The 26,644-nt window shown below is 39.9% G+C and carries 13 protein-coding genes, 13 tRNA genes, 3 rRNA genes and 7 pseudogenes; 30 read left to right on the top strand and 6 right to left on the bottom strand.

Annotated features, from left to right (window positions below):
• The first annotated feature begins 19 nt into the window (after nucleotides 1-19).
• On the top strand, nucleotides 20-1,420 hold the full coding sequence (locus STRIC_RS08295; protein WP_008089870.1) for a bifunctional Cof-type HAD-IIB family hydrolase/peptidylprolyl isomerase: 1,401 nt from the start codon (nucleotides 20-22) through the stop codon (nucleotides 1,418-1,420).
• Nucleotides 1,420-1,782 (top strand): S1 RNA-binding domain-containing protein, encoded by a 363-nt coding sequence (locus tag STRIC_RS08300; protein WP_008089664.1) that lies wholly within the window; start codon nucleotides 1,420-1,422, stop codon nucleotides 1,780-1,782. The genes STRIC_RS08295 and STRIC_RS08300 overlap by 1 nt, the downstream gene beginning before the upstream one ends.
• Here STRIC_RS08300 and cysK read toward each other — a convergent pair.
• Both cysK and STRIC_RS08310 read right to left on the bottom strand, forming a co-directional pair.
• Nucleotides 1,668-2,630: pseudogene (gene cysK / locus STRIC_RS08305) on the bottom strand (cysteine synthase A). The gene STRIC_RS08300 and the pseudogene cysK sit on opposite strands and share 115 nt — an antisense overlap.
• 116 nt (nucleotides 2,631-2,746) lie before the next feature.
• Entirely contained in the window at nucleotides 2,747-3,388 is a 642-nt protein-coding gene (locus STRIC_RS08310) for a YigZ family protein (protein WP_008090309.1), read from the bottom strand.
• 55 nt (nucleotides 3,389-3,443) lie between these two features.
• On the opposite strand from STRIC_RS08310, the pseudogene STRIC_RS08315 reads away from it, so the two are divergent.
• From STRIC_RS08315 to STRIC_RS08410, 20 genes and pseudogenes are all read left to right on the top strand, one after another.
• A pseudogene (locus tag STRIC_RS08315) lies at nucleotides 3,444-4,723 on the top strand (DEAD/DEAH box helicase).
• Nucleotides 4,720-5,403, top strand: coding sequence for a ComF family protein (locus STRIC_RS08320; RefSeq protein ID WP_008089971.1), 684 nt, complete (start codon nucleotides 4,720-4,722; stop codon nucleotides 5,401-5,403). Before STRIC_RS08315 ends, STRIC_RS08320 begins: the two are co-directional and overlap by 4 nt.
• A 56-nt stretch (nucleotides 5,404-5,459) precedes the next feature.
• On the top strand, nucleotides 5,460-6,008 hold the full coding sequence (gene hpf / locus STRIC_RS08325; RefSeq protein ID WP_008089825.1) for a ribosome hibernation-promoting factor, HPF/YfiA family: 549 nt from the start codon (nucleotides 5,460-5,462) through the stop codon (nucleotides 6,006-6,008).
• Between the two features lie 334 nt (nucleotides 6,009-6,342).
• Nucleotides 6,343-7,891: ribosomal RNA gene (locus tag STRIC_RS08330) — 16S ribosomal RNA — on the top strand.
• Between the two features lie 51 nt (nucleotides 7,892-7,942).
• Nucleotides 7,943-8,015 (top strand) — tRNA-Ala (locus STRIC_RS08335).
• A gap of 272 nt (nucleotides 8,016-8,287) precedes the next feature.
• Nucleotides 8,288-11,190, top strand: a 23S ribosomal RNA gene (locus STRIC_RS08340).
• A gap of 89 nt (nucleotides 11,191-11,279) precedes the next feature.
• Nucleotides 11,280-11,395: ribosomal RNA gene (rrf, locus tag STRIC_RS08345) — 5S ribosomal RNA — on the top strand.
• The 16S, 23S and 5S rRNA genes sit together here with 13 tRNA genes alongside, the layout of an rRNA operon.
• 14 nt (nucleotides 11,396-11,409) lie before the next feature.
• Nucleotides 11,410-11,482 (top strand) — tRNA-Val (locus STRIC_RS08350).
• A gap of 8 nt (nucleotides 11,483-11,490) precedes the next feature.
• Nucleotides 11,491-11,561 (top strand) — tRNA-Gly (locus STRIC_RS08355).
• Nucleotides 11,562-11,593: 32 nt separating this feature from the next.
• Nucleotides 11,594-11,667, top strand: a tRNA-Ile gene (locus STRIC_RS08360).
• A 12-nt stretch (nucleotides 11,668-11,679) separates the two neighbouring features.
• Nucleotides 11,680-11,751, top strand: a tRNA-Glu gene (locus STRIC_RS08365).
• A 10-nt stretch (nucleotides 11,752-11,761) separates the two neighbouring features.
• Nucleotides 11,762-11,851 (top strand) — tRNA-Ser (locus STRIC_RS08370).
• A gap of 10 nt (nucleotides 11,852-11,861) precedes the next feature.
• A tRNA-Met gene (locus STRIC_RS08375) sits at nucleotides 11,862-11,935 on the top strand.
• Between the two features lie 20 nt (nucleotides 11,936-11,955).
• Nucleotides 11,956-12,028, top strand: a tRNA-Phe gene (locus tag STRIC_RS08380).
• Between the two features lie 17 nt (nucleotides 12,029-12,045).
• Nucleotides 12,046-12,126: transfer RNA gene (locus STRIC_RS08385), tRNA-Tyr, on the top strand.
• A gap of 6 nt (nucleotides 12,127-12,132) precedes the next feature.
• A tRNA-Trp gene (locus STRIC_RS08390) sits at nucleotides 12,133-12,203 on the top strand.
• 11 nt (nucleotides 12,204-12,214) lie between these two features.
• Nucleotides 12,215-12,287: transfer RNA gene (locus STRIC_RS08395), tRNA-His, on the top strand.
• 8 nt (nucleotides 12,288-12,295) lie between these two features.
• Nucleotides 12,296-12,367, top strand: a tRNA-Gln gene (locus STRIC_RS08400).
• Between the two features lie 18 nt (nucleotides 12,368-12,385).
• Nucleotides 12,386-12,469: transfer RNA gene (locus tag STRIC_RS08405), tRNA-Leu, on the top strand.
• 218 nt (nucleotides 12,470-12,687) lie between these two features.
• Nucleotides 12,688-13,709, top strand: a pseudogene (locus STRIC_RS08410) (IS30 family transposase).
• 459 nt (nucleotides 13,710-14,168) lie between these two features.
• On the opposite strand, the gene STRIC_RS12985 reads toward STRIC_RS08410, so the two are convergent.
• A complete protein-coding gene (locus STRIC_RS12985) occupies nucleotides 14,169-14,432 on the bottom strand; it encodes a hypothetical protein (RefSeq protein WP_050897397.1) in 264 nt (87 codons plus the stop codon).
• Between the two features lie 69 nt (nucleotides 14,433-14,501).
• A pseudogene (locus tag STRIC_RS11935) lies at nucleotides 14,502-15,407 on the bottom strand (tyrosine-type recombinase/integrase); the annotation flags it as partial.
• 131 nt (nucleotides 15,408-15,538) lie between these two features.
• On the opposite strand from STRIC_RS11935, the gene STRIC_RS08420 reads away from it, so the two are divergent.
• The 4 genes and pseudogenes from STRIC_RS08420 to STRIC_RS08435 all read left to right on the top strand — a co-directional run.
• Complete coding sequence (locus STRIC_RS08420) at nucleotides 15,539-16,060, top strand: NUDIX hydrolase (protein WP_008090325.1); 522 nt, start codon at nucleotides 15,539-15,541, stop codon at nucleotides 16,058-16,060.
• Nucleotides 16,061-16,238: 178 nt separating this feature from the next.
• Nucleotides 16,239-17,138: a prenyltransferase gene (locus tag STRIC_RS08425; protein ID WP_008089635.1), complete on the top strand. Its 900-nt coding sequence runs from the start codon at nucleotides 16,239-16,241 to the stop codon at nucleotides 17,136-17,138.
• Nucleotides 17,139-17,153: 15 nt separating this feature from the next.
• The gene (locus STRIC_RS08430) at nucleotides 17,154-18,362 is read left to right on the top strand and encodes an NAD(P)/FAD-dependent oxidoreductase (protein WP_008089987.1); all 1,209 of its coding nucleotides are present in this window, start codon (nucleotides 17,154-17,156) and stop codon (nucleotides 18,360-18,362) included.
• 81 nt (nucleotides 18,363-18,443) lie between these two features.
• Nucleotides 18,444-18,815 (top strand): annotated as a pseudogene (locus tag STRIC_RS08435) (cytochrome ubiquinol oxidase subunit I); the annotation flags it as partial.
• A 56-nt stretch (nucleotides 18,816-18,871) separates the two neighbouring features.
• On the opposite strand, the pseudogene STRIC_RS08440 reads toward STRIC_RS08435, so the two are convergent.
• A pseudogene (locus tag STRIC_RS08440) lies at nucleotides 18,872-19,892 on the bottom strand (IS30 family transposase).
• 79 nt (nucleotides 19,893-19,971) lie between these two features.
• On the opposite strand from STRIC_RS08440, the pseudogene STRIC_RS08445 reads away from it, so the two are divergent.
• From STRIC_RS08445 to cydC, 4 genes and pseudogenes are all read left to right on the top strand, one after another.
• A pseudogene (locus STRIC_RS08445) lies at nucleotides 19,972-21,042 on the top strand (cytochrome ubiquinol oxidase subunit I); the annotation flags it as partial.
• Nucleotides 21,043-22,065: a cytochrome d ubiquinol oxidase subunit II gene (gene cydB, locus STRIC_RS08450; RefSeq protein ID WP_008089704.1), complete on the top strand. Its 1,023-nt coding sequence runs from the start codon at nucleotides 21,043-21,045 to the stop codon at nucleotides 22,063-22,065.
• Entirely contained in the window at nucleotides 22,065-23,780 is a 1,716-nt protein-coding gene (gene cydD, locus STRIC_RS08455; protein WP_008089674.1) for a thiol reductant ABC exporter subunit CydD, read from the top strand. Before cydB ends, cydD begins: the two co-directional genes overlap by 1 nt.
• Complete coding sequence (cydC, locus tag STRIC_RS08460) at nucleotides 23,780-25,522, top strand: thiol reductant ABC exporter subunit CydC (protein ID WP_008089809.1); 1,743 nt, start codon at nucleotides 23,780-23,782, stop codon at nucleotides 25,520-25,522. Before cydD ends, cydC begins: the two co-directional genes overlap by 1 nt.
• A 75-nt stretch (nucleotides 25,523-25,597) precedes the next feature.
• Here the strand turns inward: cydC and STRIC_RS08465 are convergent, their stop codons facing one another.
• Nucleotides 25,598-26,578: a polyprenyl synthetase family protein gene (locus STRIC_RS08465; RefSeq protein WP_008089948.1), complete on the bottom strand. Its 981-nt coding sequence runs from the start codon at nucleotides 26,576-26,578 to the stop codon at nucleotides 25,598-25,600.
• Nucleotides 26,579-26,644: the final 66 nt, after the last annotated feature.

The raw sequence follows: 26,644 nt of genomic DNA on the forward strand, positions 1-26,644 counted from the left end.
TAGTTTAATGGAGGATTGTATGGACGCAAAGCTAAAGTATAAAGCTAAGAAAATTAAGATGGTTTTCTTTGATATTGATGACACATTAAGAGTGAAAGAAACAGGCTACATGCCTCAATCAATTCAGAGAGTCTTTCAACAATTAAAAGAAAAAGGTATTTTAGTTGGGATTGCTTCCGGCCGTGCCAGATATGGCGTTCCTCAAGAAGTTCAGGATTTAGAGGCTGACTATTGTGTTAAACTTAATGGTGCCTATGTTAAAGATGATAAGAAAAATATTATTTATCAAGCTCCGATTCCTGCAGAAGTTGTTGTTGGATTTAAAGAATGGGCTAATCAAATGGGTATTTATTATGGAATGGCAGGACGTCATCAAGCCGTATTGTCCACTCATAACCCTATGATTAATGATGCGATTGATAAGGTTTATGCCCAATTAGAGATTTGTCCAGATTTTAACGAGCAACATGATGTTTATCAAATGTGGACTTTTGAAGATAGAGGTGATGATTTACAATTGCCTGCAGAATTATCGGAACATCTTCGTTTAGTCAGATGGCACGATCATTCGTCTGATGTGGTTCTGAAGAATACCTCAAAAGCGGTGGGTGTTGCTAAAGTTGTTGAACATCTTGGTTTAAAACCAGAAAATATTTTAGTGTTTGGTGATGAGTTAAATGACTTGGAACTTTTTGATTACGCAGGAATCAGTATAGCTATGGGTATTTCGCATCCAAAACTAAAAGAAAAAGCAGATTTTATCACAAAAAAAGTAGAAGAAGACGGTATTTTATATGCCTTGGAGGAATTAGGTTTGATCGAAAAAGAATTACAGTTTCCACAATTAGATATAGTGAATCATGATGGTCCAAAAGCTATCATTAAAACGAATCATGGTGATATGAGAGTAGCTCTATTTCCAGAAAGAGCTCCAAAAACAGTAGCGAACTTCTTAGGTTTAGCTAAAGAGGGCTATTATGATGGTATTATCTTCCATCGCATTATCCCTGAATTTATGATTCAAGGGGGAGATCCTACTGGGACAGGTATGGGTGGACAATCCATTTATGGCGATAGTTTTGAAGATGAGTTTTCGGATGAATTATACAATTTGCGTGGTGCACTATCAATGGCAAATGCAGGTCCAAACACAAATGGAAGTCAATTCTTCATTGTTCAAAATGCTAAAGTGCCATACGCACAAAAAGAGTTAGAGCGTGGTGGTTGGCCAGTTCCCATTGCCTCATCTTATGCTGAGAATGGTGGAACACCTCACTTAGACCGTCGTCACACGGTATTCGGACAATTAATGGATCAAGCTTCCTATATGGTTTTAGATGATATCGCCAATGTTGAAACAGGAGCACAAGATAAACCTAAAGAAGACGTTGTAATCCAGACAATTGAGGTATTAGATTAATGAAAATAGGCGACAAGCTACAAGGGACCATAACTGGAATTAAACCCTATGGTGCCTTTGTTGCCCTTGAAGATAACACAACCGGTTTGATCCATATTTCAGAAATCAAAACAGGTTTTATTGATAATATTAGTCATATCCTGAAGGTAGGCGATCAGGTCCTTGTGCAAGTCATAGATTATGATGAATTTAGTCGAAAAGCAAGTTTATCCCTACGAACATTGGAAGAAGAGAAGCACCATTTTCCTCATCGCCATCGTTTTTCCAATAGTAGGTGTAAAATTGGTTTCAAGCCTCTCCAAGAAAATCTTCCTCGATGGATAGATGACAGCTTAAAAGCATTAAGAGCGGTTGACAGGTAGCGCTCTCCGTTATCAGCTAGCAAGGCTAATACTTTTTTCCAGCTCCTAATTCTTTTGCAACTTGCAATGCATCGTAAATAGCAGCCCCTGAAGAAATACCAACAAGAAAACCTTCTTTAGCTTAGGATACGTCCGGTTGCTAAGGCATCTTCGGAGTCAACGCGAATAACGTGATCGTAGGCACTTGTGTCTAAAGTATTAGGAATAAAACCAGCTGAAATACCTTGAATTTTATGAGGGCCAGGCTCTTGTCCAGATAAGACAGCAGACTCACTAGCTTCTACTGCATAAATACTTGTTTTGGGATTGCTCTTTTTCAAGACGTGAGAGACACCAGAAATCGTTCCTCCTTTACCGACACCTGCTACAAAAGCATCAAGCCCTTTTTCTCCAAATGCACTGAGAATTTCTTGAGCGGTTGTTTCTTCGTGGATTTTTGGGTTAGCTGGGTTATTAAATTGTGAGGGGATCCAAGCTCCCAACTCTTTTGATAATTCTTCAGCCTTAGCAATAGCTCCCTTCATTCCCTCACTTCCAGGAGTAAGGACTAGTTTTGCTCCGTAAGCTTGAATTATTTGACGGCGTTCCATACTCATCGTTTCTGGCATAACAATAATGACCTTATAACCTTTAGTTGGTTCAATAATGGTATCTCCAGCTTTAATTAGGCCATCTTTTTCAGCCGTTTCAATCATCGCCAAGGCAATACGATCTTTTACTGAGGAACCAGGATTAAAAGCCTCTAACTTAACATAGACATCTGCCATTTCTTTATCTGTGATATTATTTAATTTAACAATAGGGGTATTACCAACCAATTCGGTAATATTACCATATAATTTAGTCATGATGGTCTCCTTTTATTTTAATGTTTTCGCTATAAAGAAAGTATAGGTAGAAATTAAAGCAAAGTAAAGTAGCAATTTGTTATCACAGTGATAATAAATAACTATCACATTTATTTTTAATTTGAATCATTTAAAGGAAGTTCAATAATTTTAGGTGGGATTTTTGAAAAGGTAACCTTCCCAAAGTAAAAATCAGTCAAGCGACTTGTTAAACTGCTAAAGTCCTCAGCATCAAGATATAGCTTTGTTTGGACAACTTCTAAAAAGACTGTCTCCATTTCAATTAAGCCTACTTGTTCTAAAAATTGTGAATAGAGCTGGTATTGGGGATAACTTAACTCAATTTCTAGTCCCACTTGTTCTTTGACCTCAACAATTTTTAAAGCTTTAATTGTAGCAGAGGTAGCAGCGGAATAGGCTCTAATAAGACCACCTGTCCCCAACTTAACACCTCCAAAGTATCGTGTTACCACAGCTACTACATTAGTCAGTCCTTGCTTTTCCAAAACAGATAACATTGGGATACCAGCAGTACCAGAGGGTTCCCCATCATCACTTGAGCGTTTAATTTGTGATTGGTCTCCTATAATCATTGCTGAACAAGAGTGATTGGCTTTATAATGTGTTTTTTTGATTTGATTGATAAAGGCTCTAGCATCCTCTTCTTCATAGACACGTTTCATTTGACAAATGAAACGAGATTTTTTAACCTCGCTTTCAAAAAGTCCGTCGGTCATTATCGTTTTATAGTTTTTCATAAGTAAATCTTACAGAAAAAAATAAGATTTAGCAAAAAATATCGAATAATAAGATATGGACGAAAAAGATCACTTATATGGAAGATTATGGTTGGAAAAGCAATTATCAGAAGCTCTTAGAGAAGAAGGGCAATCGTTGGAAAGTATGCCCAAAGTATCAGGGAGACTAACATGTCAAAGATGCTCCAATCAAAAGTTTATAGAGCAATTGCCTAATGGGGCTTATTATTGTCGAGTTTGTCTTATTTTTGGACGAAACCAATCCGATAAAGCTTTGTACACTTTTCCACCGCTCATTTTCCCGCGAGGTAACTTTCTGATGTGGGAGGGACAATTGACTTGTCATCAAAAAAAGATTTCAGATCAATTAGTATCAAATACTTCCTCGAAAAAACCAACCTTAATTCATGCCGTTACCGGAGCAGGGAAAACAGAAATGATTTATGCAAGCATTGCTAGTGTGGTTAATCAAGGAGGCTGGGTGTGTATAGCTAGTCCAAGAGTAGATGTAAGATTAGCACGAGATTTTTCGTGTGAGGTGTGCCTAATGCATGCTCAGTCACTTGCCTATAAACGATGTCCTATTATTATTGCTACGACTCATCAGTTGATGAAATTCTATAAAGCTTTTGACCTCTTGATAGTAGATGAAGTGGATGCATTTCCTTTTATTGACAATATTCACCTCAATTATGCTATCACTCAAGCATGTAAGAAAGATTCGGTTCAAGTATTGCTTACAGCAACAAGTACTCAAGATTTAAATCAGAAAGTCAAAAATAAGCAATTAACAATGTTGACCTTGGCCAGACGATTTCATGGTCATCATTTAGTGGTACCTACTTTTAAACAACTCTTCTCACTTGAGAAGTATCTTAAGCAAAAAAATTGCCTAAGCGACTGATTCAATTGATAAAAGGACAGCGTCAAACAGGATTTCCATTGTTACTATTTGTACCAACAATCCAAATGGCAAAAGAACTTTTTCTTATTTTAAAAGAGTACTTTCCACAGGAAAAAATGGCTTATGTATCAAGTGTTTCGGAAGATAGGTTAAGTAAGGTAAAAGAGTTTCGTGAGGGACATATCAATGTATTGCTAACAACAACTATTTTAGAAAGAGGTGTCACTTTTCCAAAGGTTGATGTCTTTGTTATTCAAGCCAATCACAAAGTTTTTCGAGATAATAGTTTAGTTCAAATTTCTGGTCGAGTAGGTAGATCTAAAGAAAGACCAGAAGGACAATTGGTATTTTTACATGATGGAATCAGTCGTGCTATGAAACAAGCCGTAAAAGAAATCCGATTAATGAATCAAAAAGGATATGAAATATGAGGTGCTTATTATGCCAAGAGAGCTGCAGACAAGAGCTTTCGTTGATTGACCTTTTTCTTTTTAGAAATCAAAAAAATCCGATTTGCACAAAATGCCAATTACAATTTAAAAAAATAGACTCTACTTATTGCCCTTCTTGCTATAAACCCAACCAAAAATCAATTTGTCAAGATTGTATAGATTGGAAGAAAAAAGGTTATTTGCCAAGCCATCGTGCCTTATATGCTTATGATTCTGCTATGAAAGAATATTTCCAGAAATACAAATTTCAAGGGGATTACATACTAAAAAAAGTTTTTGCTAAAGATATAGAAAATCTAATCAAGAAAAATTATTCCGATTACACCATAGTTCCAGTTCCTGTCAGTCAAGTGCGTTTATCAGAAAGAGGTTTTAATCAAGTGTCTGCTCTCTTGGATGAAACTAACTGTATCTATCAAAATCTCTTTGTAAGACTAGATGACAGTAGGCAATCAAGTAAAAGTAAAAAAGAAAGACAAATAGCAGAAGGAACATATTATTTAAATCAAACAAAAGAGTTACCTCAAAAAATTCTTATATTTGATGACATCTATACAACTGGAAATACCATTGTTTCCTTAAAAAAGAACTCAGTCGCTATGGTCGCAAGGAGGTTAAGAGTCTCTCTATTGCACGTTAAAACTTGCAAATTTTCATGAAAGTGGTATGATAGTATTAAAGAAAGCGCTTAAAGCGCATAGAAAAGAGGTATCCTATGATTAAATTTAGTATTCGTGGAGAGAACATCGAAGTAACAGAAGCTATTCGCGATTATGTTGAATCAAAGCTTACTAAGATTGAAAAGTACTTTGTAGAAGAGCAAGAAATAGATGCACGCGTCAATTTAAAAGTTTACCGTGAAAAATCCGCAAAAGTGGAAGTGACCATTCCTTTAGGTTCTGTTATGCTAAGAGCAGAAGATGTTTCTCAAGATATGTACGGTTCAATTGATTTAGTTGTTGATAAAATTGAACGTCAAATTCGTAAAAATAAAACTAAAATTGCTAAGAAACATCGTGAAAAAATTTCAACAGGTCAAGTTTTCACTACTGAGTTTGAAGCTGAGCAGGTTGAAGAAATTCCAGAAGTAAAAGTGGTTCGTACAAAAAATGTTACCCTAAAACCAATGGATGTTGAAGAAGCTCGTTTGCAAATGGAACTCTTAGGACATGACTTCTTTATCTATACAGATGCTGAAGATGGTGAAACAAATATTCTTTACCGTCGTGAAGATGGTGATTTAGGATTGATTGAAGCTAAGTAAATACCTTACTTTATTGAAAATAATGGAAAGTTTTAACTTTCCATTATTTTTTTTAAAAAAGTTATTGACAGAATGATCTATAATCTAGTATACTAATTGAGTTGTCAAAAAAAACAGATATATTTTCTGAAAACAAAAAGAAAATATTTCAAAAAAGTAGTTGACAAGTTTTCTTAGATTTGATAGAATAAAGAAGTTGTCTCGCAAGAGATAAAGACCTTTGAGAACTGAATAAGACGAACCAAACGTGAGGGTGATATGGAGACATATTAACCCGTACAAAAAACGAGAAATAAATCTGTCAGCGACAGAAAAGAACGAGTAAGTTCAAACTATAAATGAGAGTTTGATCCTGGCTCAGGACGAACGCTGGCGGCGTGCCTAATACATGCAAGTAGAACGCTGAGGACTGGTGCTTGCACTAGTCCAAGGAGTTGCGAACGGGTGAGTAACGCGTAGGTAACCTACCTCATAGCGGGGGATAACTATTGGAAACGATAGCTAATACCGCATGACAATTAAGTACACATGTACTAAATTTAAAAGGGGCAATTGCTTCACTATGAGATGGACCTGCGTTGTATTAGCTAGTTGGTGAGGTAACGGCTCACCAAGGCCACGATACATAGCCGACCTGAGAGGGTGATCGGCCACACTGGGACTGAGACACGGCCCAGACTCCTACGGGAGGCAGCAGTAGGGAATCTTCGGCAATGGACGGAAGTCTGACCGAGCAACGCCGCGTGAGTGAAGAAGGTTTTCGGATCGTAAAGCTCTGTTGTTAGAGAAGAACGGTAATGGGAGTGGAAAATCCATTACGTGACGGTAACTAACCAGAAAGGGACGGCTAACTACGTGCCAGCAGCCGCGGTAATACGTAGGTCCCGAGCGTTGTCCGGATTTATTGGGCGTAAAGCGAGCGCAGGCGGTTCTTTAAGTCTGAAGTTAAAGGCATTGGCTCAACCAATGTACGCTTTGGAAACTGGAGAACTTGAGTGCAGAAGGGGAGAGTGGAATTCCATGTGTAGCGGTGAAATGCGTAGATATATGGAGGAACACCGGTGGCGAAAGCGGCTCTCTGGTCTGTAACTGACGCTGAGGCTCGAAAGCGTGGGGAGCAAACAGGATTAGATACCCTGGTAGTCCACGCCGTAAACGATGAGTGCTAGGTGTTAGGCCCTTTCCGGGGCTTAGTGCCGCAGCTAACGCATTAAGCACTCCGCCTGGGGAGTACGACCGCAAGGTTGAAACTCAAAGGAATTGACGGGGGCCCGCACAAGCGGTGGAGCATGTGGTTTAATTCGAAGCAACGCGAAGAACCTTACCAGGTCTTGACATCCCGATGCCCGCTCTAGAGATAGAGTTTTACTTCGGTACATCGGTGACAGGTGGTGCATGGTTGTCGTCAGCTCGTGTCGTGAGATGTTGGGTTAAGTCCCGCAACGAGCGCAACCCCTATTGTTAGTTGCCATCATTCAGTTGGGCACTCTAGCGAGACTGCCGGTAATAAACCGGAGGAAGGTGGGGATGACGTCAAATCATCATGCCCCTTATGACCTGGGCTACACACGTGCTACAATGGTTGGTACAACGAGTCGCAAGCCGGTGACGGCAAGCTAATCTCTTAAAGCCAATCTCAGTTCGGATTGTAGGCTGCAACTCGCCTACATGAAGTCGGAATCGCTAGTAATCGCGGATCAGCACGCCGCGGTGAATACGTTCCCGGGCCTTGTACACACCGCCCGTCACACCACGAGAGTTTGTAACACCCGAAGTCGGTGAGGTAACCTTTTAGGAGCCAGCCGCCTAAGGTGGGATAGATGATTGGGGTGAAGTCGTAACAAGGTAGCCGTATCGGAAGGTGCGGCTGGATCACCTCCTTTCTAAGGAAATGGAATACGTTTATCGTCTTATTTAGTTTTGAGAGGTCTTGTGGGGCCTTAGCTCAGCTGGGAGAGCGCCTGCTTTGCACGCAGGAGGTCAGCGGTTCGATCCCGCTAGGCTCCATTAAAACAGGATACTAACAGACGGTTCGCTTGCGAAAACTTCTGTAGAAAATTAGGAAACTGACAAAGTGTGTTTACACACAAGGAAGTTTATCTATTTTCCTAAGAAGTTAGTCTGGAGTTCAACTCAAGTTTCTGTTTTATCTATAGTCCATTGAAAATTGAATATCTATATCAAATTCCACGATCAGAAATGATTGTAGAAAAGTAACAAGAAATAAACCGAAAACGCTGTAAGTATTTAATGAGTTTAGGTCGCAAGACCAAAAATAAGGTTAAGTTAATAAGGGCGCACGGTGGATGCCTTGGCACTAGAAGCCGAAGAAGGACGTGACAAACGACGAAATGCTTTGGGGAGCTGTAAGTAAGCGCTGATCCAGAGATGTCCGAATGGGGGAACCCGGCATGTAATGCATGTCATCCATGACTGTTAAGGTCATGAGAAGGAAGACGCAGTGAACTGAAACATCTAAGTAGCTGCAGGAAGAGAAAGCAAACGCGATTGCCTTAGTAGCGGCGAGCGAAACGGCAGGAGGGCAAACCGAGGAGTTTACTCCTCGGGGTTGTAGGACTGCGACGTGGGACTTTAAAATGATAGAAGAATTACCTGGGAAGGTAAGCCAAAGAGAGTAACAGCCTCGTATTTAAAATCGTTTTGAGCCCTAGCAGTATCCTGAGTACGGCGAGACACGCGAAATCTCGTCGGAATCTGGGAGGACCATCTCCCAACCCTAAATACTCTCTAGTGACCGATAGTGAACCAGTACCGTGAGGGAAAGGTGAAAAGCACCCCGGGAGGGGAGTGAAATAGAACCTGAAACCGTGTGCCTACAACAAGTTCGAGCCCGTTAATGGGTGAGAGCGTGCCTTTTGTAGAATGAACCGGCGAGTTACGTTATGATGCGAGGTTAAGTTGAAGAGACGGAGCCGTAGGGAAACCGAGTCTTAATAGGGCGCTTTAGTATCATGATGTAGACCCGAAACCATGTGACCTACCCATGAGCAGGTTGAAGGTGCGGTAAGACGCACTGGAGGACCGAACCAGGGCACGTTGAAAAGTGCTTGGATGACTTGTGGGTAGCGGAGAAATTCCAAACGAACTTGGAGATAGCTGGTTCTCTCCGAAATAGCTTTAGGGCTAGCGTCGATGTTAAGTCTCTTGGAGGTAGAGCACTGTTTGGGTGAGGGGTCCATCTCGGATTACCAATCTCAGATAAACTCCGAATGCCAACGAGATATAATCGGCAGTCAGACTGCGAGTGCTAAGATCCGTAGTCGAAAGGGAAACAGCCCAGACCACCAGCTAAGGTCCCAAAATATATGTTAAGTGGAAAAGGATGTGGGGTTGCACAGACAACTAGGATGTTAGCTTAGAAGCAGCTATTCATTCAAAGAGTGCGTAATAGCTCACTAGTCGAGTGACCCTGCGCCGAAAATGTACCGGGGCTAAAACATATTACCGAAGCTGTGGATTACCTTTAGAGGTAATGGTAGGAGAGCGTTCTATGTGTGAAGAAGGTGTACCGTGAGGAGCGCTGGAACGCATAGAAGTGAGAATGCCGGTATGAGTAGCGAAAGACAGGTGAGAATCCTGTCCACCGTAAGACTAAGGTTTCCAGGGGAAGGCTCGTCCGCCCTGGGTTAGTCGGGACCTAAGGAGAGACCGAAAGGTGTATCCGATGGCCAACAGGTTGATATTCCTGTACTAGTGTATATAGTGATGGAGGGACGCAGAAGGCTAACTAAAGCGTGCGAATGGAAGAGCACGTCTAAGCAGTGAGGTGTGATATGAGTCAAATGCTTATATCTAATACATTGAGCTGTGATGGGGAGCGAAGTTAAGTAGCGAAGTTAGTGATGTCACACTGCCAAGAAAAGCTTCTAGCGTTTAACTATACACTACCCGTACCGCAAACCGACACAGGTAGTCGAGGCGAGTAGCCTCAGGTGATCGAGAGAACTCTCGTTAAGGAACTCGGCAAAATGACCCCGTAACTTCGGGAGAAGGGGTGCTGACTTAGGTCAGCCGCAGTGAATAGGCCCAAGCAACTGTTTATCAAAAACACAGCTCTCTGCTAAATCGTAAGATGATGTATAGGGGGTGACGCCTGCCCGGTGCTGGAAGGTTAAGAGGAGTGCTTAGCGTAAGCGAAGGTATGAATTGAAGCCCCAGTAAACGGCGGCCGTAACTATAACGGTCCTAAGGTAGCGAAATTCCTTGTCGGGTAAGTTCCGACCCGCACGAAAGGCGTAATGATTTGGGCACTGTCTCAACGAGAGACTCGGTGAAATTTTAGTACCTGTGAAGATGCAGGTTACCCGCGACAGGACGGAAAGACCCCATGGAGCTTTACTGCAGTTTGATATTGAGTATCTGTACCACATGTACAGGATAGGTAGGAGCCATTGAAGACGGGACGCCAGTTTCGTTTGAGGCGATGTTGGGATACTACCCTTGTGTTATGGCTACTCTAACCCAGATAGGTGATCCCTATCGGAGACAGTGTCTGACGGGCAGTTTGACTGGGGCGGTCGCCTCCTAAAGAGTAACGGAGGCGCCCAAAGGTTCCCTCAGACTGGTTGGAAATCAGTCGCAGAGTGTAAAGGTATAAGGGAGCTTGACTGCGAGAGCTACAACTCGAGCAGGGACGAAAGTCGGGCTTAGTGATCCGGTGGTACCGTATGGAAGGGCCATCGCTCAACGGATAAAAGCTACCCTGGGGATAACAGGCTTATCTCCCCCAAGAGTTCACATCGACGGGGAGGTTTGGCACCTCGATGTCGGCTCGTCGCATCCTGGGGCTGTAGTCGGTCCCAAGGGTTGGGCTGTTCGCCCATTAAAGCGGCACGCGAGCTGGGTTCAGAACGTCGTGAGACAGTTCGGTCCCTATCCGTCGCGGGCGTAGGAAATTTGAGAGGATCTGCTCCTAGTACGAGAGGACCAGAGTGGACTTACCGCTGGTGTACCAGTTGTCTTGCCAAAGGCATCGCTGGATAGCTATGTAGGGAAGGGATAAGCGCTGAAAGCATCTAAGTGCGAAGCCCCCCTCAAGATGAGATTTCCCATGATTTTATATCAGTAAGAGCCCTGAGAGATGATCAGGTAGATAGGTTAGAAGTGGAAGTGTGGTGACACATGTAGCGGACTAATACTAATAGCTCGAGGACTTATCCAAACCGAAGTCAATATTGACAGCGAGGCGGTTTCTTGATAGAATATAGATATTCAATTTTGAGTGGACTACACAAGTAGTGCCCAAAAGAGTTAAGTGACGATAGCCTAGGAGATACACCTGTACCCATGCCGAACACAGCAGTTAAGCCCTAGAACGCCTGAAGTAGTTGGGGGTTGCCCCCTGTTAGATACGGTAGTCGCTTAGCTTATACCACTCAATGGGAGTTTAGCTCAGCTGGGAGAGCATCTGCCTTACAAGCAGAGGGTCAGCGGTTCGATCCCGTTAACTCCCATTTTTTAAGCGGGTGTAGTTTAGTGGTAAAACTACAGCCTTCCAAGCTGTTGTCGCGAGTTCGATTCTCGTCACCCGCTTTATAGTTTTACCAAGCTATAATATTAAGCTTGGGCGCGTAGCTCGGGTGGTTAGAGCGCACGCCTGATAAGCGTGAGGTCGGTGGTTCGAGTCCACTCGTGCCCATTATCATATTATGGTCCGTTGGTCAAGGGGTTAAGACACCGCCTTTTCACGGCGGTAACAGGGGTTCGAATCCCGTACGGACTATATTATATTTGGAGGATTACCCAAGTCCGGCTGAAGGGAACGGTCTTGAAAACCGTCAGGCGTGTAAAAGCGTGCGTGGGTTCGAATCCCACATCCTCCTTTAAAAATAACGCGGGATGGAGCAGTTAGGTAGCTCGTTGGGCTCATAACCCGAAGGTCGTAGGTTCAAATCCTGCTCCCGCAATACATAAGATTTATGTAGTTGGCTCGGTAGCTCAGTTGGTAGAGCAATGGATTGAAGCTCCATGTGTCGGCGGTTCGATTCCGTCTCGCGCCATTAAAATTTAATATTTTGGAAAGATAGCGAAGAGGCTAAACGCGGCGGACTGTAAATCCGCTCCTTCGGGTTCGGGGGTTCGAATCCCTCTCTTTCCATCCTAAACGGGCATAGTTTAAAGGTAGAACTAAGGTCTCCAAAACCTTCAGTGTGGGTTCGATTCCTACTGCCCGTGTTTGGAATATGGCGGGTGTGGTGAAGTGGTTAACACATCAGATTGTGGCTCTGACATTCGTGGGTTCGATTCCCATCACTCGCCTATTTTATTGGGGTATAGCCAAGCGGTAAGGCAAGGGACTTTGACTCCCTCATGCGTTGGTTCGAATCCAGCTACCCCAGTTTAAAATTATTTTTAAAGCCGGCGTGGCGGAATTGGCAGACGCGCTGGACTCAAAATCCAGTGTCCTCACGGACGTGCCGGTTCGACCCCGGCCGCCGGTATACTTGAAAAGACAAGGTTTCTAGGCCTTGTCTTTTTGTTTTATATTGATAATTTTCTTTCAAAGTTACTAAAAATTACTTACAATATTTTTACAAGTTATTATTAGTTTTTTTGTAATATAATATAAAGCCCCGCGTTGTAAAATGAAGTGCAACAAAAAAGACATGTTCGTCTGATATACTAGAATTCCCCAATTCAGTATGGAAAGCAGATGAACATGTCCAACATTAATTCTACCAGAAAATCATCCTATTCTCATCTTTCAGCCACAGAACGGGGTGAAATTGCTGCTTATCTTAAAATGGGAAAGAAACCCGCTGAGATTGCTCGACTCTTGGGTCGTCACCGTTCTACAATCTGCCGAGAAATAAAACGTGGTTCAGTAGAACAGGTAAAGGATAAGAATGGAAAACAAACCTTCTTCAACGCCTATTTCGCTGATAGTGGGCAACGTGTCTATGAAACCAATCGTCAAAAGAGTTCTTATCTCAAGTTGAATGACTGCTCCGCTAGGTTCATTGAACAATTAGAATCTGCCTTGACGGCTAACATTCGTCTCCATAGTGTGGATAGTTTTGTTCAGACTTACAAAGTGAACCATCCTGAAGAAGTCGTCCCCTCTACCAAAACGATTTATCGTTATATCAAAGAGGGGGTATTAGCTATTAAACCAATCGATTTGCCTAAGATGGTTAGTATCAGAAAACGTTCTAAGAAAGTCATGAAGACGAATAAGAAGACTTTAGGTAAATCTATCGAAGAACGTCCAGAATATATTAATGATCGTTCTGAATTTGGGCATTGGGAGATTGATTTGGTTCTCGGCAAGAAAACCAAGGTGAAGCTGTTATGTTGACTTTGGTAGAGCGCCAGACACGCTATGCACTAGGAGTTAAGCTAGAAGACAAGCAGTCCCAAACCATTAACCGTGCTGTCACGCATCTCATCAGTCAGTATCCTATTGCATCCATCACAGCGGATAATGGTTCTGAGTTTAGTTTACTCTCAAACTTAGAAGCTGTTGAAGTTTACTTTGCACATCCCTATTCTTCACATGAGAGAGGAAAAAACGAGAACTTCAATGGCCTCCTCAGAGAATATGTCCCTAAAGGAGTCTCACTTAATCCACTAACCTCTGAAGAACTTGACAATTATATTACTGCCATCAATGAGCGCCCAAGACGACTTCTTCAATATCAATCCTCAAAATTCCTGTTTGAGCTATCCCGAACAGCTTAACATCTGGAACTCTAGTTATCTATGAACTGGTTGCACTTGACTTGACAACTTGCGTATAATATAAAGAATTTAAAAGGAGGGCATATTGGATATATTACGTCCCCGAGTCATAGAGGTTAAGGAATAATGTCAGTACTTCTTAAATATGCTCTAGAACAATTTAACGAAAGTCTTCATCACAGCTCTTACAGATAATAAAGCTAATCGAGCAACTATAGAAAAATTGGGTGGAATTTTTGATTCGTTCTATATTAGATCGGATGGCAAAGAGATTGCAAGATACTGGGTACCAACTTCATAAAACTTTTTAAAATAATCTAGATACTTAAAGACCATAAATTTATTATCATTTGTGGTTTTTGTATTTTTATGGCTTTCTAAAGCTTAGTGTATGCTGATCAAACATTTTTTTATATTTTGACCGCTTATCAGGTAATATATTTAGATTAAATTGCTCTCCTATCTCAGATACGATATTGTCATTGGAACTATTATAGTATCATTTGAATGTAATGATAAATGTTCTAACAGTTTAAAATTGTATACTCTCCACAATGGATAATCTTGAAAATTTCTTTTTCTAAGATTATTTGGTAATTGATTATTTAATAAAGTCCCAACTTGTTCTGGGTCAAAAACAAAGGAATTTTTCAATCGATTTTTTAGTTCCCAGGCACATGTTGTTTTCCCACTTCCAAATGCTCCGTTTATCCAAATGATCATCTGTATACACTCCTGTCCCATTGAATAATAATAACATTGTAACATTTTATATAGATAATTTTATTGATGTTAGATTAATGAATTCAACTTATCCGCCAAACTCTTCTGCTTAGATGGATATAGATGTGAGTATGTATCAATTGTAGTAGAGATAGAAGCGTGTCCTAAGCGTTCTTTTACTACTAAGTAATATCTTCACCTTGATTAATAAGTAAAGAGGCGTGTGAGTGACGGAAATCATGGATCCTAATTTTTTTAAGGTTAGGATCTCTTTTTAATATCTTTTTATAAAACTTCTCAATAGCATTTTTAGAAATAACAATTGGAGAGTTCTGGAATATCTGTAATTCATTTGTATCACAAGTAATAAAATTGTTAAGCAGTTTATATTGAGTCTTTTTCTACTCTTTTAATTCAGCATTTAATTTTTTATGGATTGTGATACGTCTCATACCTGCTTTAGTTTTAGTGGTAGATAAGTAGCTAATGCCTTTACTGATATATATTGATTTTGTAATGTGAATTGTTTGAGTTGTGAAGTCAATATCATTCCATATTAATGCTAACGCCTCGCCAAGTCGTATACCAGTAAAGAATAAACAAGTAAATCATAATTGATAATTATATTCTTCTGGTTCAAATAAGTTCAGAAATTTTTTTAAATTCTTCGATTGACCAATAATTAAGTTGAGCTTTTGCAATTGGAAGTTTCTTTAACATTTTAACAGGGTTATTTGTGTAATAACCTTTTTTGATACCGATATCAAGTATCTTCTTAAGTAGTACCGCTATTTTATTAATTGTATTTGGATTAAGTAGCTTATTACTATTTTGAGCAATAGTATTTTGTAGGTATTCTCTATACTTATAGATATCATCATAATCTAGTTTATTAACGTGTTTTACTTTATAAAACTAATTTTTTATATGCCTATTATAATTATTATCTTGAGTATTGAAATAACTTTGTTTTCTAAAAGCTTGCAAGATGAACCATTATAAAAATGGTCTCTTTTTATTTTTAAACTTCTTAAAATAATCCTTTTATTTTGGTGTAATTTTAGTGTGATTCTCGTTTTAGATTGGAATGATTACAAGGAGAAATTATGGTTGAGCTATGGGATGTTTATGCGAGGAATCATGAGCTCACTGGACAAACAATGGAAAGAGGTAGTTCTTTTGAAAATGATTGTTATCATTTAGTGGTTCATCTTTGTCTTTTTAATCGTCAGGGAGAGATGCTAATTCAGCAACGTCAAGATGATAAAGCTGGTTGGCCTTCTTATTGGGATCTGACTGTTGGAGGAAGTGCTTTAACTGGGGAGACATCTCAAGTAGCTGCTGAAAGAGAGTTATTTGAAGAACTAGGCCTTAAAATCAATCTTAATGAGCTACGTCCACAGTTTACGATTAACTTTGATCATGGGTTTGATGATATTTTCTTACTTGAAAAAGAGGTTGATATCAATAGCCTTGTTTTTCAAGCGGAGGAAGTACAAGCTGCGAAGTGGGCTTCAAAAGCAGAGATTAATAGAATGATTACTGAAGGAACTTTTATTCCTTATTATCCTAGTTTGATTGATCTGTGTTTTGATCTAGTAGGAAAATACGGCGCTCATCAATTGTAAGGATTGATATCGGATAGTTTTTAAACTTTGGTAGTGGGAATGATTATCAAGGTCAAGAATAGTTAGATAATTTCATTTTTTGTCTATTATCAAGCGATATTATTTTTCAAATGACTGCTTTTACTCTATAATAGGAATGTTTAGGAGAAATTTTAATGAAGTGGGGTGACGTTTCTACATGACAATTCCTGTTTTTATGGAATTAGTTGAAATGAAGGCTAAGACAGCCAGTGTTTTACCTTTTTTAATCGGTCTGTGTTTTAGTTCTTATTATTACGGGTCTATTCATCCGTTGTTGCTAGTTTTATTTTTTATTTCTATGTTTCTTTTTAATATGTTTGTAGATATTTGGAATAACTACAATGATTATCATCGAGCATTAGATAAAGAGTATCAATATCAGACTAACATTATTGGAAGAGAAAAGCTATCCCTTAAGCAGATTGAGGGTCTGATGGCGGTTTTTTTGCTTTCATCAGCTTTTATTGGTTTCTATTTAGCTTGGTTGGTTGGCTGGCCAATTCTATTAATGGGAGGCTTTTGTTACGCTGTAGGCATTTTTTATTCGTCTGGATCAAGGCCTCTGTCTAGTTTAACCTTAGGAGAATTTTTTTCAGGTTTTACTATGGGATTCATGATCACCCTAATTTGCGTCTATTTAAATACCTATGAGCTATTTGAGTGGCGATTCCAAAACTTGTGGTCTATTTTTCTAATTTCTCTTCCCAATACCTTATGGATTGCTAACTTGATGTTAGCCAATAATCTATGTGATAAGGAAGAAGATGAAAAAAATCATCGTTACACTCTTGTTCATTATATTGGGACAAGGGGTAGCTTACTTTTATTTACTTTGTTAACTATTTTAGCTTTTGTGGCCATTATATTGGAATACCTTTTTGGACTTGCTCCAGCAACTATATTGTTAACGTTATTGATGATTCCTTTTGTCTATCAACAAACCAAATTATTGTGGTTGAAACAAGTTAAAAAAGAAACCTTCGTGTGTGGCATTCGTATTTTGGCTGTCGGATCTTTTCTGCAGGCCTTTACGTATTTCCTAGGCATGATTTTTTAAAGGAGTTTATTGATAATGAAAGAAATACTTGTACTTGGTGCAGGCTATACTGGCTTAAAAGCCGTTCGTCAATTGCAAAAACAAAAGGGTGATTTTCATATTACCTTAGTTGACCGTAATGATTATCATTATGAAGCTACAGAACTTCATGAAGTGGCTGCTGGGTCTCAACCAAAGGAAAAAATTTCCTATCCCATTATGGATGTAATTTGTTCTGAAAAAGTGACTTTTATTCAAGATGAAGTCACTAAGATTGACGCGGATCAACAAATGGTTACCTTAAGAAATAAAGGACAGCTGACTTATGATTATGTGGTTGTTTCTTTGGGCTTCACCTCAGAAACCTTTGGTATTCCAGGTGCTAAAGAGAATGCTTTACAAATGGTTACTGTTGAGGGGGCAGAGGCAATCCATCATCATATTCTGGAAATGATGTCTAAATACCAAGAGACTAAAGATAAAACCTATCTACGCTTGCTGATTTGTGGTGCTGGTTTTACAGGGATAGAGTTGGCTGGTGCTTTTGTTGATGAAAGAAAGCGTTATGCTAAACTTGCAGGTGTTAATCCTGAAGAAATTGAAATTATCTGTGTAGAGGCTGCGACCCGCATTTTGCCGATGTTTGATGATAAGTTAGCACAACATGGTGTAAACTTGCTGAAAAAATTGAATGTTAACTTGATGACGGGCTCAATGATTAAAGAAATTAAGCCAGGTCAAGTCATGTATGTCACTCATCCAGAGGATAAGGACTTTAAGTCAATCGAAGCCAAAACTATCGTTTGGACAAGTGGTGTAAGTGGTAGCCCAGTAATGGGAGAGTCTGGATTTAATCAACGCCGTGGACGTGTAATGGTAAACAGTGATTTGCGTGATCCAGCTCATGAATCAGTTTATGTGATTGGTGATGTATCAGCCTTTATGGATAAGAGCTGTAATCAGCCTTTCCCAACAACTGCTCAAATTGCGACACGTATGGGAACGCACGTTGCTAAGAATATTCTTCACCAATTAAAAGGTGAAGCAACTGAGGACTTTAGCTACAAAGGGTTAGGGACAGTTGCTTCTGTTGGAAATACAAGAGCCTTTGGTGTGGTTGGAAAAACTGCTGTCAAATCCTATCCTGCTTCTGTTATTAAAAAGAGTATTATGAATAAGTCCTTATTGGATATCGGTGGGCTTAAAGAGCTCTTAGCCAAAGGGCGTTTTGATTTGTACCATTAATAATCAAAGAATGACTTTATTCCTTGTTCTTAAACTGAGGCTTTAAAGCCTTTATCATCTACTAAAATCGGAGGAGATTTTATGACTATTGAAACCTTAGCACGTTTTCAATTTGCAATGACGACAATCTTTCACTTTTTCTTTGTTCCCTTCTCAATTGGGACCTGTTTGATTGTTGCTATCATGGAAACGTGTTATGTGGTGACTAAAAATGAAGACTACAAAAAGTTAACCAAATTTTGGGGTAATATCATGCTCTTGAGTTTTGCTGTCGGAGTCGTGACAGGGATTATTCAAGAATTTCAATTTGGAATGAACTGGTCTGATTATTCTCGCTTTGTGGGAGATATTTTTGGGGCACCGCTAGCTGTAGAAGCTTTATTAGCTTTCTTCTTGGAATCCACCTTCTTAGGTGTCTGGATGTTTACTTGGGACAATAAGAAAATCAGTAAAAACGCAAGTTGTCAAGTCAAGTGCAACCAGTTCATAGATAACTAGAGTTCCAGATGTTAAGCTGTTCGGGATAGCTCAAACAGGAATTTTGAGGATTGATATTGAAGAAGTCGTCTTGGGCGCTCATTGATGGCAGTAATATAATTGTCAAGTTCTTCAGAGGTTAGTGGATTAAGTGAGACTCCTTTAGGGACATATTCTCTGAGGAGGCCATTGAAGTTCTCGTTTTTTCCTCTCTCATGTGAAGAATAGGGATGTGCAAAGTAAACTTCAACAGCTTCTAAGTTTGAGAGTAAACTAAACTCAGAACCATTATCCGCTGTGATGGATGCAATAGGATACTGACTGATGAGATGCGTGACAGCACGGTTAATGGTTTGGGACTGCTTGTCTTCTAGCTTAACTCCTAGTGCATAGCGTGTCTGGCGCTCTACCAAAGTCAACATAACAGCTTCACCTTTGGTTTCTGCCGAGAACCAAATCAATCTCCCAATGCTCAAATTCAGAACGATCATTAATATATTCTGGACGTTCTTCGATAGATTTACCTAAAGTCTTCTTATTCGTCTTCATGACTTTCTTAGAACGTTTTCTGATACTAACCATCTTAGGCAAATCGATTGGTTTAATAGCTAATACCCCCTCTTTGATATAACGATAAATCGTTTTGGTAGAGGGGACGACTTCTTCAGGATGGTTCACTTTGTAAGTCTGAACAAAACTATCCACACTATGGAGACGAATGTTAGCCGTCAAGGCAGATTCTAATTGTTCAATGAACCTAGCGGAGCAGTCATTCAACTTGAGATAAGAACTCTTTTGACGATTGGTTTCATAGACACGTTGCCCACTATCAGCGAAATAGGCGTTGAAGAAGGTTTGTTTTCCATTCTTATCCTTTACCTGTTCTACTGAACCACGTTTTATTTCTCGGCAGATTGTAGAACGGTGACGACCCAAGAGTCGAGCAATCTCAGCGGGTTTCTTTCCCATTTTAAGATAAGCAGCAATTTCACCCCGTTCTGTGGCTGAAAGATGAGAATAGGATGATTTTCTGGTAGAATTAATGTTGGACATGTTCATCTGCTTTCCATACTGAATTGGGGAATTCTAGTATATCAGACGAACATGTCTTTTTTGTTGCACTTCATTTTACAACGCGGGAATCAGTAAAAAGCTACATCTAAGCTTTATTTGGCTTGTGGTTTTTGGTTCTTTGATGTCTGCCATGTGGATTTTGATTGCTAATAGCTTTATGCAACACCCTGTTGGCTACGAAATCATTAATGGTCGTGCTCAGATGACAGATTTCTTTGCCTTAATTACCAATCCACAATTCTTCTATGAATACGGCCATGTCATTACAGGTGCCATTACAATGGGTGGTATTCTCGTTGCGGGTATGTCAGCCTTTAAACTATTGAACAAAGAAAGCCTTAAAGAAAGCACGGTTAACCTTTATAAGAAATCTGTTCGTATTGGCTTATTGGTTTCATTGATTGGGTCTATTTCAGTAATGGGAGCTGGAGATTTACAGATGAAGGCTCTTTTACACGATCAACCGATGAAGTTTGCTGCTATGGAAGGGGATTATGAAGACTCTGGAGATCCAGCAGCTTGGACCGTTGTCGCTTGGGCAAATGAAGCTGAAAAACAACAAGTCTTTGGCATTAAAGTTCCTTACATGTTGAGTATTTTATCTTATGGAAAACCTTCGGGTTCAGTTCTTGGGATGAACACGGCTAATAAGGAGCTGGTAGCTAAATATGGTAAGCGCAATTATTTCCCAATGGTAAACTTGCTATTCTATAGTTTCCGTATTATGGCTGGATTTGGGATGTTGATGTTTGGTGTTTCTGCCTTAGGACTTTTCTTAAGCCGTCCTAAAAAACCAATTTTATTTAATCAGAAATGGTTATTACGTATTCTGGCTTTAACGACTTTTGCGCCATTTATTGCCAATACCTTGGGTTGGATTATCACAGAGCAAGGGCGTTACCCTTGGACAGTTTATGGTCTCTTTACCATCAAAGACAGTGTGTCTCCGAATGTTTCTGTACCGTCATTACTCATTTCAAATGGTGTTTACTTTGTGCTGTTTAGTGGCTTAGGATTGATGATGACTTTGGTGATTCGTGAATTGCATAAAGGTCCTGAATACGAGGAGGCAAAATTACAATTAGCTTCTCAAGCTTCTATGGATCCATTTGATAAGGGGGCATTTTAGATGACTGGTTTACAATTTTTTTGGTTCTTTCTGATTGGTCTTTTATTTGTAGGTTTCTTCTTTTTAGAAGGGTTTGATTTTGGTGTCGGTATGGCAGTTCAAACCTTGGCTCATAATGAGCATGAAAAAGATCAGATTGTTGAGACCATTGGTCCTGTTTGGGACGGGAACGAAGTATGGTTGCTAACTGCAGGTGGCGCTATGTTTGCTTCTTTTCCATATTGGTATGCCTCTTTGTTTAGTGGGTATTACCTCATTTTATTGATGATTTTGTTTGGTTTGATTATTCGAGGGGTTTCTTTTGAATTCAGACACAAAGTTCCAGAGCATCAAAAACGGATTTGGAATTGGACATTGACTATCGGTTCTGCAATGGTGCCGTTCTTCTTTGGGCTGATGTTTGTCAGTGTGATTCAAGGTATGCCTATTGATGCTAAGGGTAATCTTTCTGCTCAATTTGGAGATTATATCAATCTTTTCTCAGTAGTTGGTGGTGTGGCTGTCTTACTGTTGGCTTACCTACATGGTTTAAATTATATTGGGTTAAAAACGGTAGGACCTGTTAGAGACAGAGCACGTAATTATGCACAACTCTTGTATTGGGTTCTTTACCTTGGTTTGGTCGTTTTTGCTTTGCTTTTATGGCGCAAAACCGACTTCTTTAGTCATCGTCCTTTGGTAACTTTAGGTTTACTTGTATTGATTGTTCTCTTGTCGTTATTTGCACATATGAGTGTTTTCAAACAAGCAGAAAAGCAAGCCTTCATGGCTAGTGGTTTGACCTTTGTTGCTTTGGTGGCACTTTTATTCCAAGGCTTGTTCCCGCGTGTGATGATTAGCTCAACAGATGCCAAATTTGATCTTTTGATTAAGGATGCGTCGTCATCTCCTTATACTTTAAAAATTATGTCTTTTGTTGCTATTGGTTTGGTACCTTTTGTATTAGCTTATACTGCTTGGGCTTATTATATTTTTAGAAAACGTGTCGGTCTTCCAAAACTGATGCTTAAGGGAGAAAAATAATGCTAGATAAGGCTCTTATGCGCTTGTCTGGTATTCATAAAATGATGGGATTGCTTGCGGGACTTGATGTTCTACAGGCAATCTTTATTATCGGACAAGCTTATTATTTAAGTCATACTATTGCGGGATTATGGAAAGGACAGTCGCTAAAACATCAACTTTTGGCTATTCTTTTGTTTGGGATTTCTTATGCCGGTCGTCATTTGATGACCTATCTAAAAAATCGTTTACTAGACACATTTGCGGCTAAGCATGCTGGCCAATTAAGAGGGCAACTCTTATCTAAGCTATTTGACTTAGGTCCTCAAATTGTTCAAGAAGAAGGCAGTGGCAATGTCATCACCATGGCTTTGGATGGTATCCAATTGGTGGAGAATTATATTCATCTCATCTTGAGCAAGATGATTAATTTAAGTATTATTCCATGGCTTATTTTATCCTTTGTGACTTACTTAGATTGGCAATCTGGCATGGTTTTGCTCCTTGTTTTTCCCTTAATCATTGTTTTTATGATTATTCTAGGTTTCGCAGCTCAAGCTAAAGCAGATAAGCAATATGCTTCTTATCAACTGTTATCAAATCATTTATTGGATGCTCTAAGAGGTATCGATACCTTAAGTTTTTTTGGACTTAGTAAACGCTATGCCAAGAGTATTTATCGTAGTAGTGAGGCTTTTCGAAAGGCAACGATGAGTAGTCTGCGAATGGGAATGTTATCCACTTTTGCTTTGGATTTCTTCTCTACCTTATCCATTGCCATTGTAGCGGTACTTTTGGGCTTACGCTTGATTAAAGGGGAGATTATCTTATTTCCTGCTTTGACGGTTTTGATTTTGTCACCGGAATACTTTTTACCTGTTCGGGACTTTTCAAGTGATTACCATGCTACTTTGGATGGTAAGAATGCTTTTAGAGCGATTCAAAAAATCTTAGCGCGTGAAAGTCAAAAAGAAGAGCAAGTTTCCGTGCAAGCTTGGCATGCAAAAAGTCAGCTTCGCTTAGAAGATGTTTCCGTCAACTATGGGGATAAAGTGCTTCTGGAAGGAACTCATCTTTCAGTGACAGGTTTTCAAAAAATCGGTATTATTGGGATGAGTGGCTCTGGGAAGTCTACCTTAATCAATTTATTGAGTGGCTTTTTAGCTAGCCACAGTGGACAGTTTGACTTAGACGGTCAAAAGGTGGCCAACCTTGATCAAAAAGCTTGGCGACAGCAGTTGCTCTATATTCCTCAAAATCCCTATGTCTTTGAGGCTAGTTTAGGAGATAATATACGTTTTTATTGTCCAGAAGCTAGTGATGAAGCTGTTTTAGAAGCTATTCATGTGGTAGGTTTGGACCAGCTACTAGCAGAATTACCAGAAGGTTTAGAAACGCGAATTGGTAATGGCGCAAGACCACTTAGTGGTGGTCAGGCTCAGCGTATTGCTTTAGCACGTGCCTTTTTGGATCAGAAGCGTCGTATAATGATTTTTGATGAACCAACAGCCCACCTTGATATTGAAACAGAGTTAGAATTAAAAGAAAAAATGCTGCCGCTCATGGCCAATCGCTTGGTTTTCTTTGCCACCCATCGCCTTCACTGGCTTAATCAGATGGATCTGATATTGGTGTTAGATCAAGGTCGCTTGGTTGAATATGGGGACTACAGCAATCTGATGGCTAAAAAAGGTTATCTTTATCAATTGAAAGCAGCAATGGGAGGAAATCGCTAATGTCTATGCCTTTATTAGATGCCTTGAAAGAGGATAAATGGGTTAAGCCATATCTTAAGCAATATAAATTTTCCCTTGCTTTAGCTCTTTTTTTAGGATTTGCAACCTTTTTTGCGGCTGCTGCCTTGATGTTTAACTCTGGTTTTTTAATTAGTAAATCGGCTACCAGACCTTATAACATTCTTTTGGTTTACATTCCTATTGTTTTGACTAGAGCATTTGGGATTGCCCGTCCTGTGTTTCGTTACATGGAACGTTTGACCAGTCATAACTGGGTTTTGAGAATGACTTCAAAACTAAGGGTCAGACTATATAAAAGTGTGGAACAAGATGCCATCTTTCTTAAGAGAAACTTCCGATTGGGAGATGTTATGGGCTTGTTATCTGAGGATATCAATCATCTTCAAAACCTCTATTTGAGAACGATTTTTCCAACCTTTATTGCTTGGCTCCTTTATGTTTTTTTAGTTGTGGCTTTGGGTTTCTTCTCCATCTGGTTCTCCCTTTTTATGGCTTTTTATCTCTTGATTTTACTTCTTGTCTTTCCTCTTTGGTCTGTCTTAGTTAACGGGGCGCGACAAAAGAAAGAGAAGCTGCTAAAAGAAGCTCTCTATACTGATTTAACAGATAACGTTATGGGGATTGCTGATTGGATCTTTAGTCAGAGGAGTCAAGAGTATGTGCAACTTCATGAAGCCTCTCAAACACAATTAGCAGCCACTCAAGCAGCAATGAGGCGTTTTAATCATCTTCGCAATCTGCTTTTTGAACTGCTCTATGGTGGCCTTGTTCTTGTCACTTTATTTTGGACCTCTAGCCGTTTTGGTGGTGGGTCTGGCCAAGAAGCTAATTGGATTGCAGCTTTTGTCTTATCACTTTTTCCTCTGGTTGATGCCTTTGCAGGCCTTTCAGCTGCTGCGCAAGAGAGTAACAGTTACGCGGATTCGATCGAACGCCTTAATGCTTTGCCAGAAGTAAACGTCAGTGAGAAGGTCGTTCCTGTTGTGACACCTCCTTTTGATATTGCTATTGAAGACCTTACTTTTCGTTATCAGCTAGATAGTAAAAAGGTTCTTGATCATCTAAGTTTAACCATTAAGGAAGGACAGAAACTAGCTATTTTAGGGCGAAGTGGTTCTGGAAAATCCACTTTAGCTCATTTGTTAAGAGGTGATTTATTGCCTTGTCAGGGCCCGATTAGGTTAGCTGGTATACCTGTTCAGGAATTAGGAGATAAGGTGGCAGACTACATGGGAGTCATTCAACAATCGCCCAATACTAGCTTAGGAAATAACCTTCGATTGGGGAATGAAGCAGCTAGTGATGAGGCCCTATGGGAAGTATTAGAACGTGTTGGACTTAAAGCCATGGTTGAGGCTTTACCAAACGGTCTTGAAACTATGGTAGATGAGGCAGGCTTGCGTTTTTCTGGTGGCGAACGTCACCGCTTAGCTTTAGCTCGGATTTTATTGCAAGATACACCGATTGTCTTACTAGATGAACCAACTGTGGGGCTTGACCCAATCACAGAACAACACCTATTAACCACTTTCATGGAAGTCTTGAAAGATAAAACCCTGATTTGGATTACCCATCATTTAAAAGGCATTGAGTATGCTGATCAGGTCATCTTTATTGAGGATGGTAAGCTAGAGATGTCTGGCTCGCCAGAAGATCTCTACTACAACAATTCTAGATATCGCCAATTGAAACTGATTGATGATGGCGAGGATATCGACTGATAAAGACGGATTAAAGCAAAGAAAAACTTGGGAATTTCCCAAGTTTTTCTTTGATCTTTTTAAAGGAGTGTTGGCTTATATTTGGCGCTTTAGTAGATGATTGGTCAGTTTTAAGAGATCATTTTTGGCTTTTGCTTCAGGTAATTGTTGAATATCAAGGATGGCTTTTTGGGTGAAACGTCTTGCCAATTGTCGCGATGCCTCAACGCCGCCAATTTCTTTGACAAGCTTGGCTACACTCTTGCGATCTTCTAGGCTAATCTTTTCTTTTTTGTCTAAAAGCTCTTTGAAGGCTTCAGGTTTTTGCTCTAATGCAAATAGTAGCGGAAGGCTATAGACCCCATTTGGTAAATCTTCTAAGACGGGCTTGTTGAAGGTTTTTGGGTCAGCGGTGTAATCTAAAATATCATCTAAAATTTGAAAGGCCATGCCAATATTGTGGCCAATACGACCAGCTAATCTCACAATATCAGAAGTGGCACCGCCAAAATAAGCCCCTTCTTTGGCTGCTAAGCGAAAGAGCTCAGCTGTTTTTCCCGAGACGGAGTGCAAGTAGTCTCGGACAGATTGGACTTGATTAAATTGGAGATGCATTTGATTGAGTTCACCCATTAAAATCTTTTTCATGGCTTTGGCATTGATAGCTAGATAAGGTGTATCAACCATTGTTTCCAAAATGAGTTCAAAAAAGACGGTAAAAAGCAAATCGCCAGTGTAAACCGCGACATCTTTTCCGAATTTGCTTTGAACAGTGGCTTGTCCACGTCGCAAGGGAGAATCATCAATGATATCATCGTGCATCAAAGTCGCCATGTGAAGTATTTCTAGAGAGCTTGCGATTTTGGTTAAATCGGTAGTTTCAGCCTTTTTAGAGTCTCCAAACCCAGCAAATAAGTAGAAAAAAGCAGGTCTCAGGTATTTGCCTCCAGAGACACTTAGTTCGACAATAGCTGTTTCGATTTCAGGGTTTCGAATCACCACTCGCTTTTCAATTAAGTCGCAAATATCCTTAATTTTAGCTTGCATCTGAGGGTTTTTACTCCAAAAGGATGACATCCAGTTACTCCTTGCTTACTTTATTCCTTTATTTTACCGTATTTCAGTCTTTATGACCAGACTTGT

Origin of the sequence: Streptococcus ictaluri 707-05, assembly GCF_000188015.2 — a bacterium.
Lineage (GTDB): Bacteria > Bacillota > Bacilli > Lactobacillales > Streptococcaceae > Streptococcus > Streptococcus ictaluri.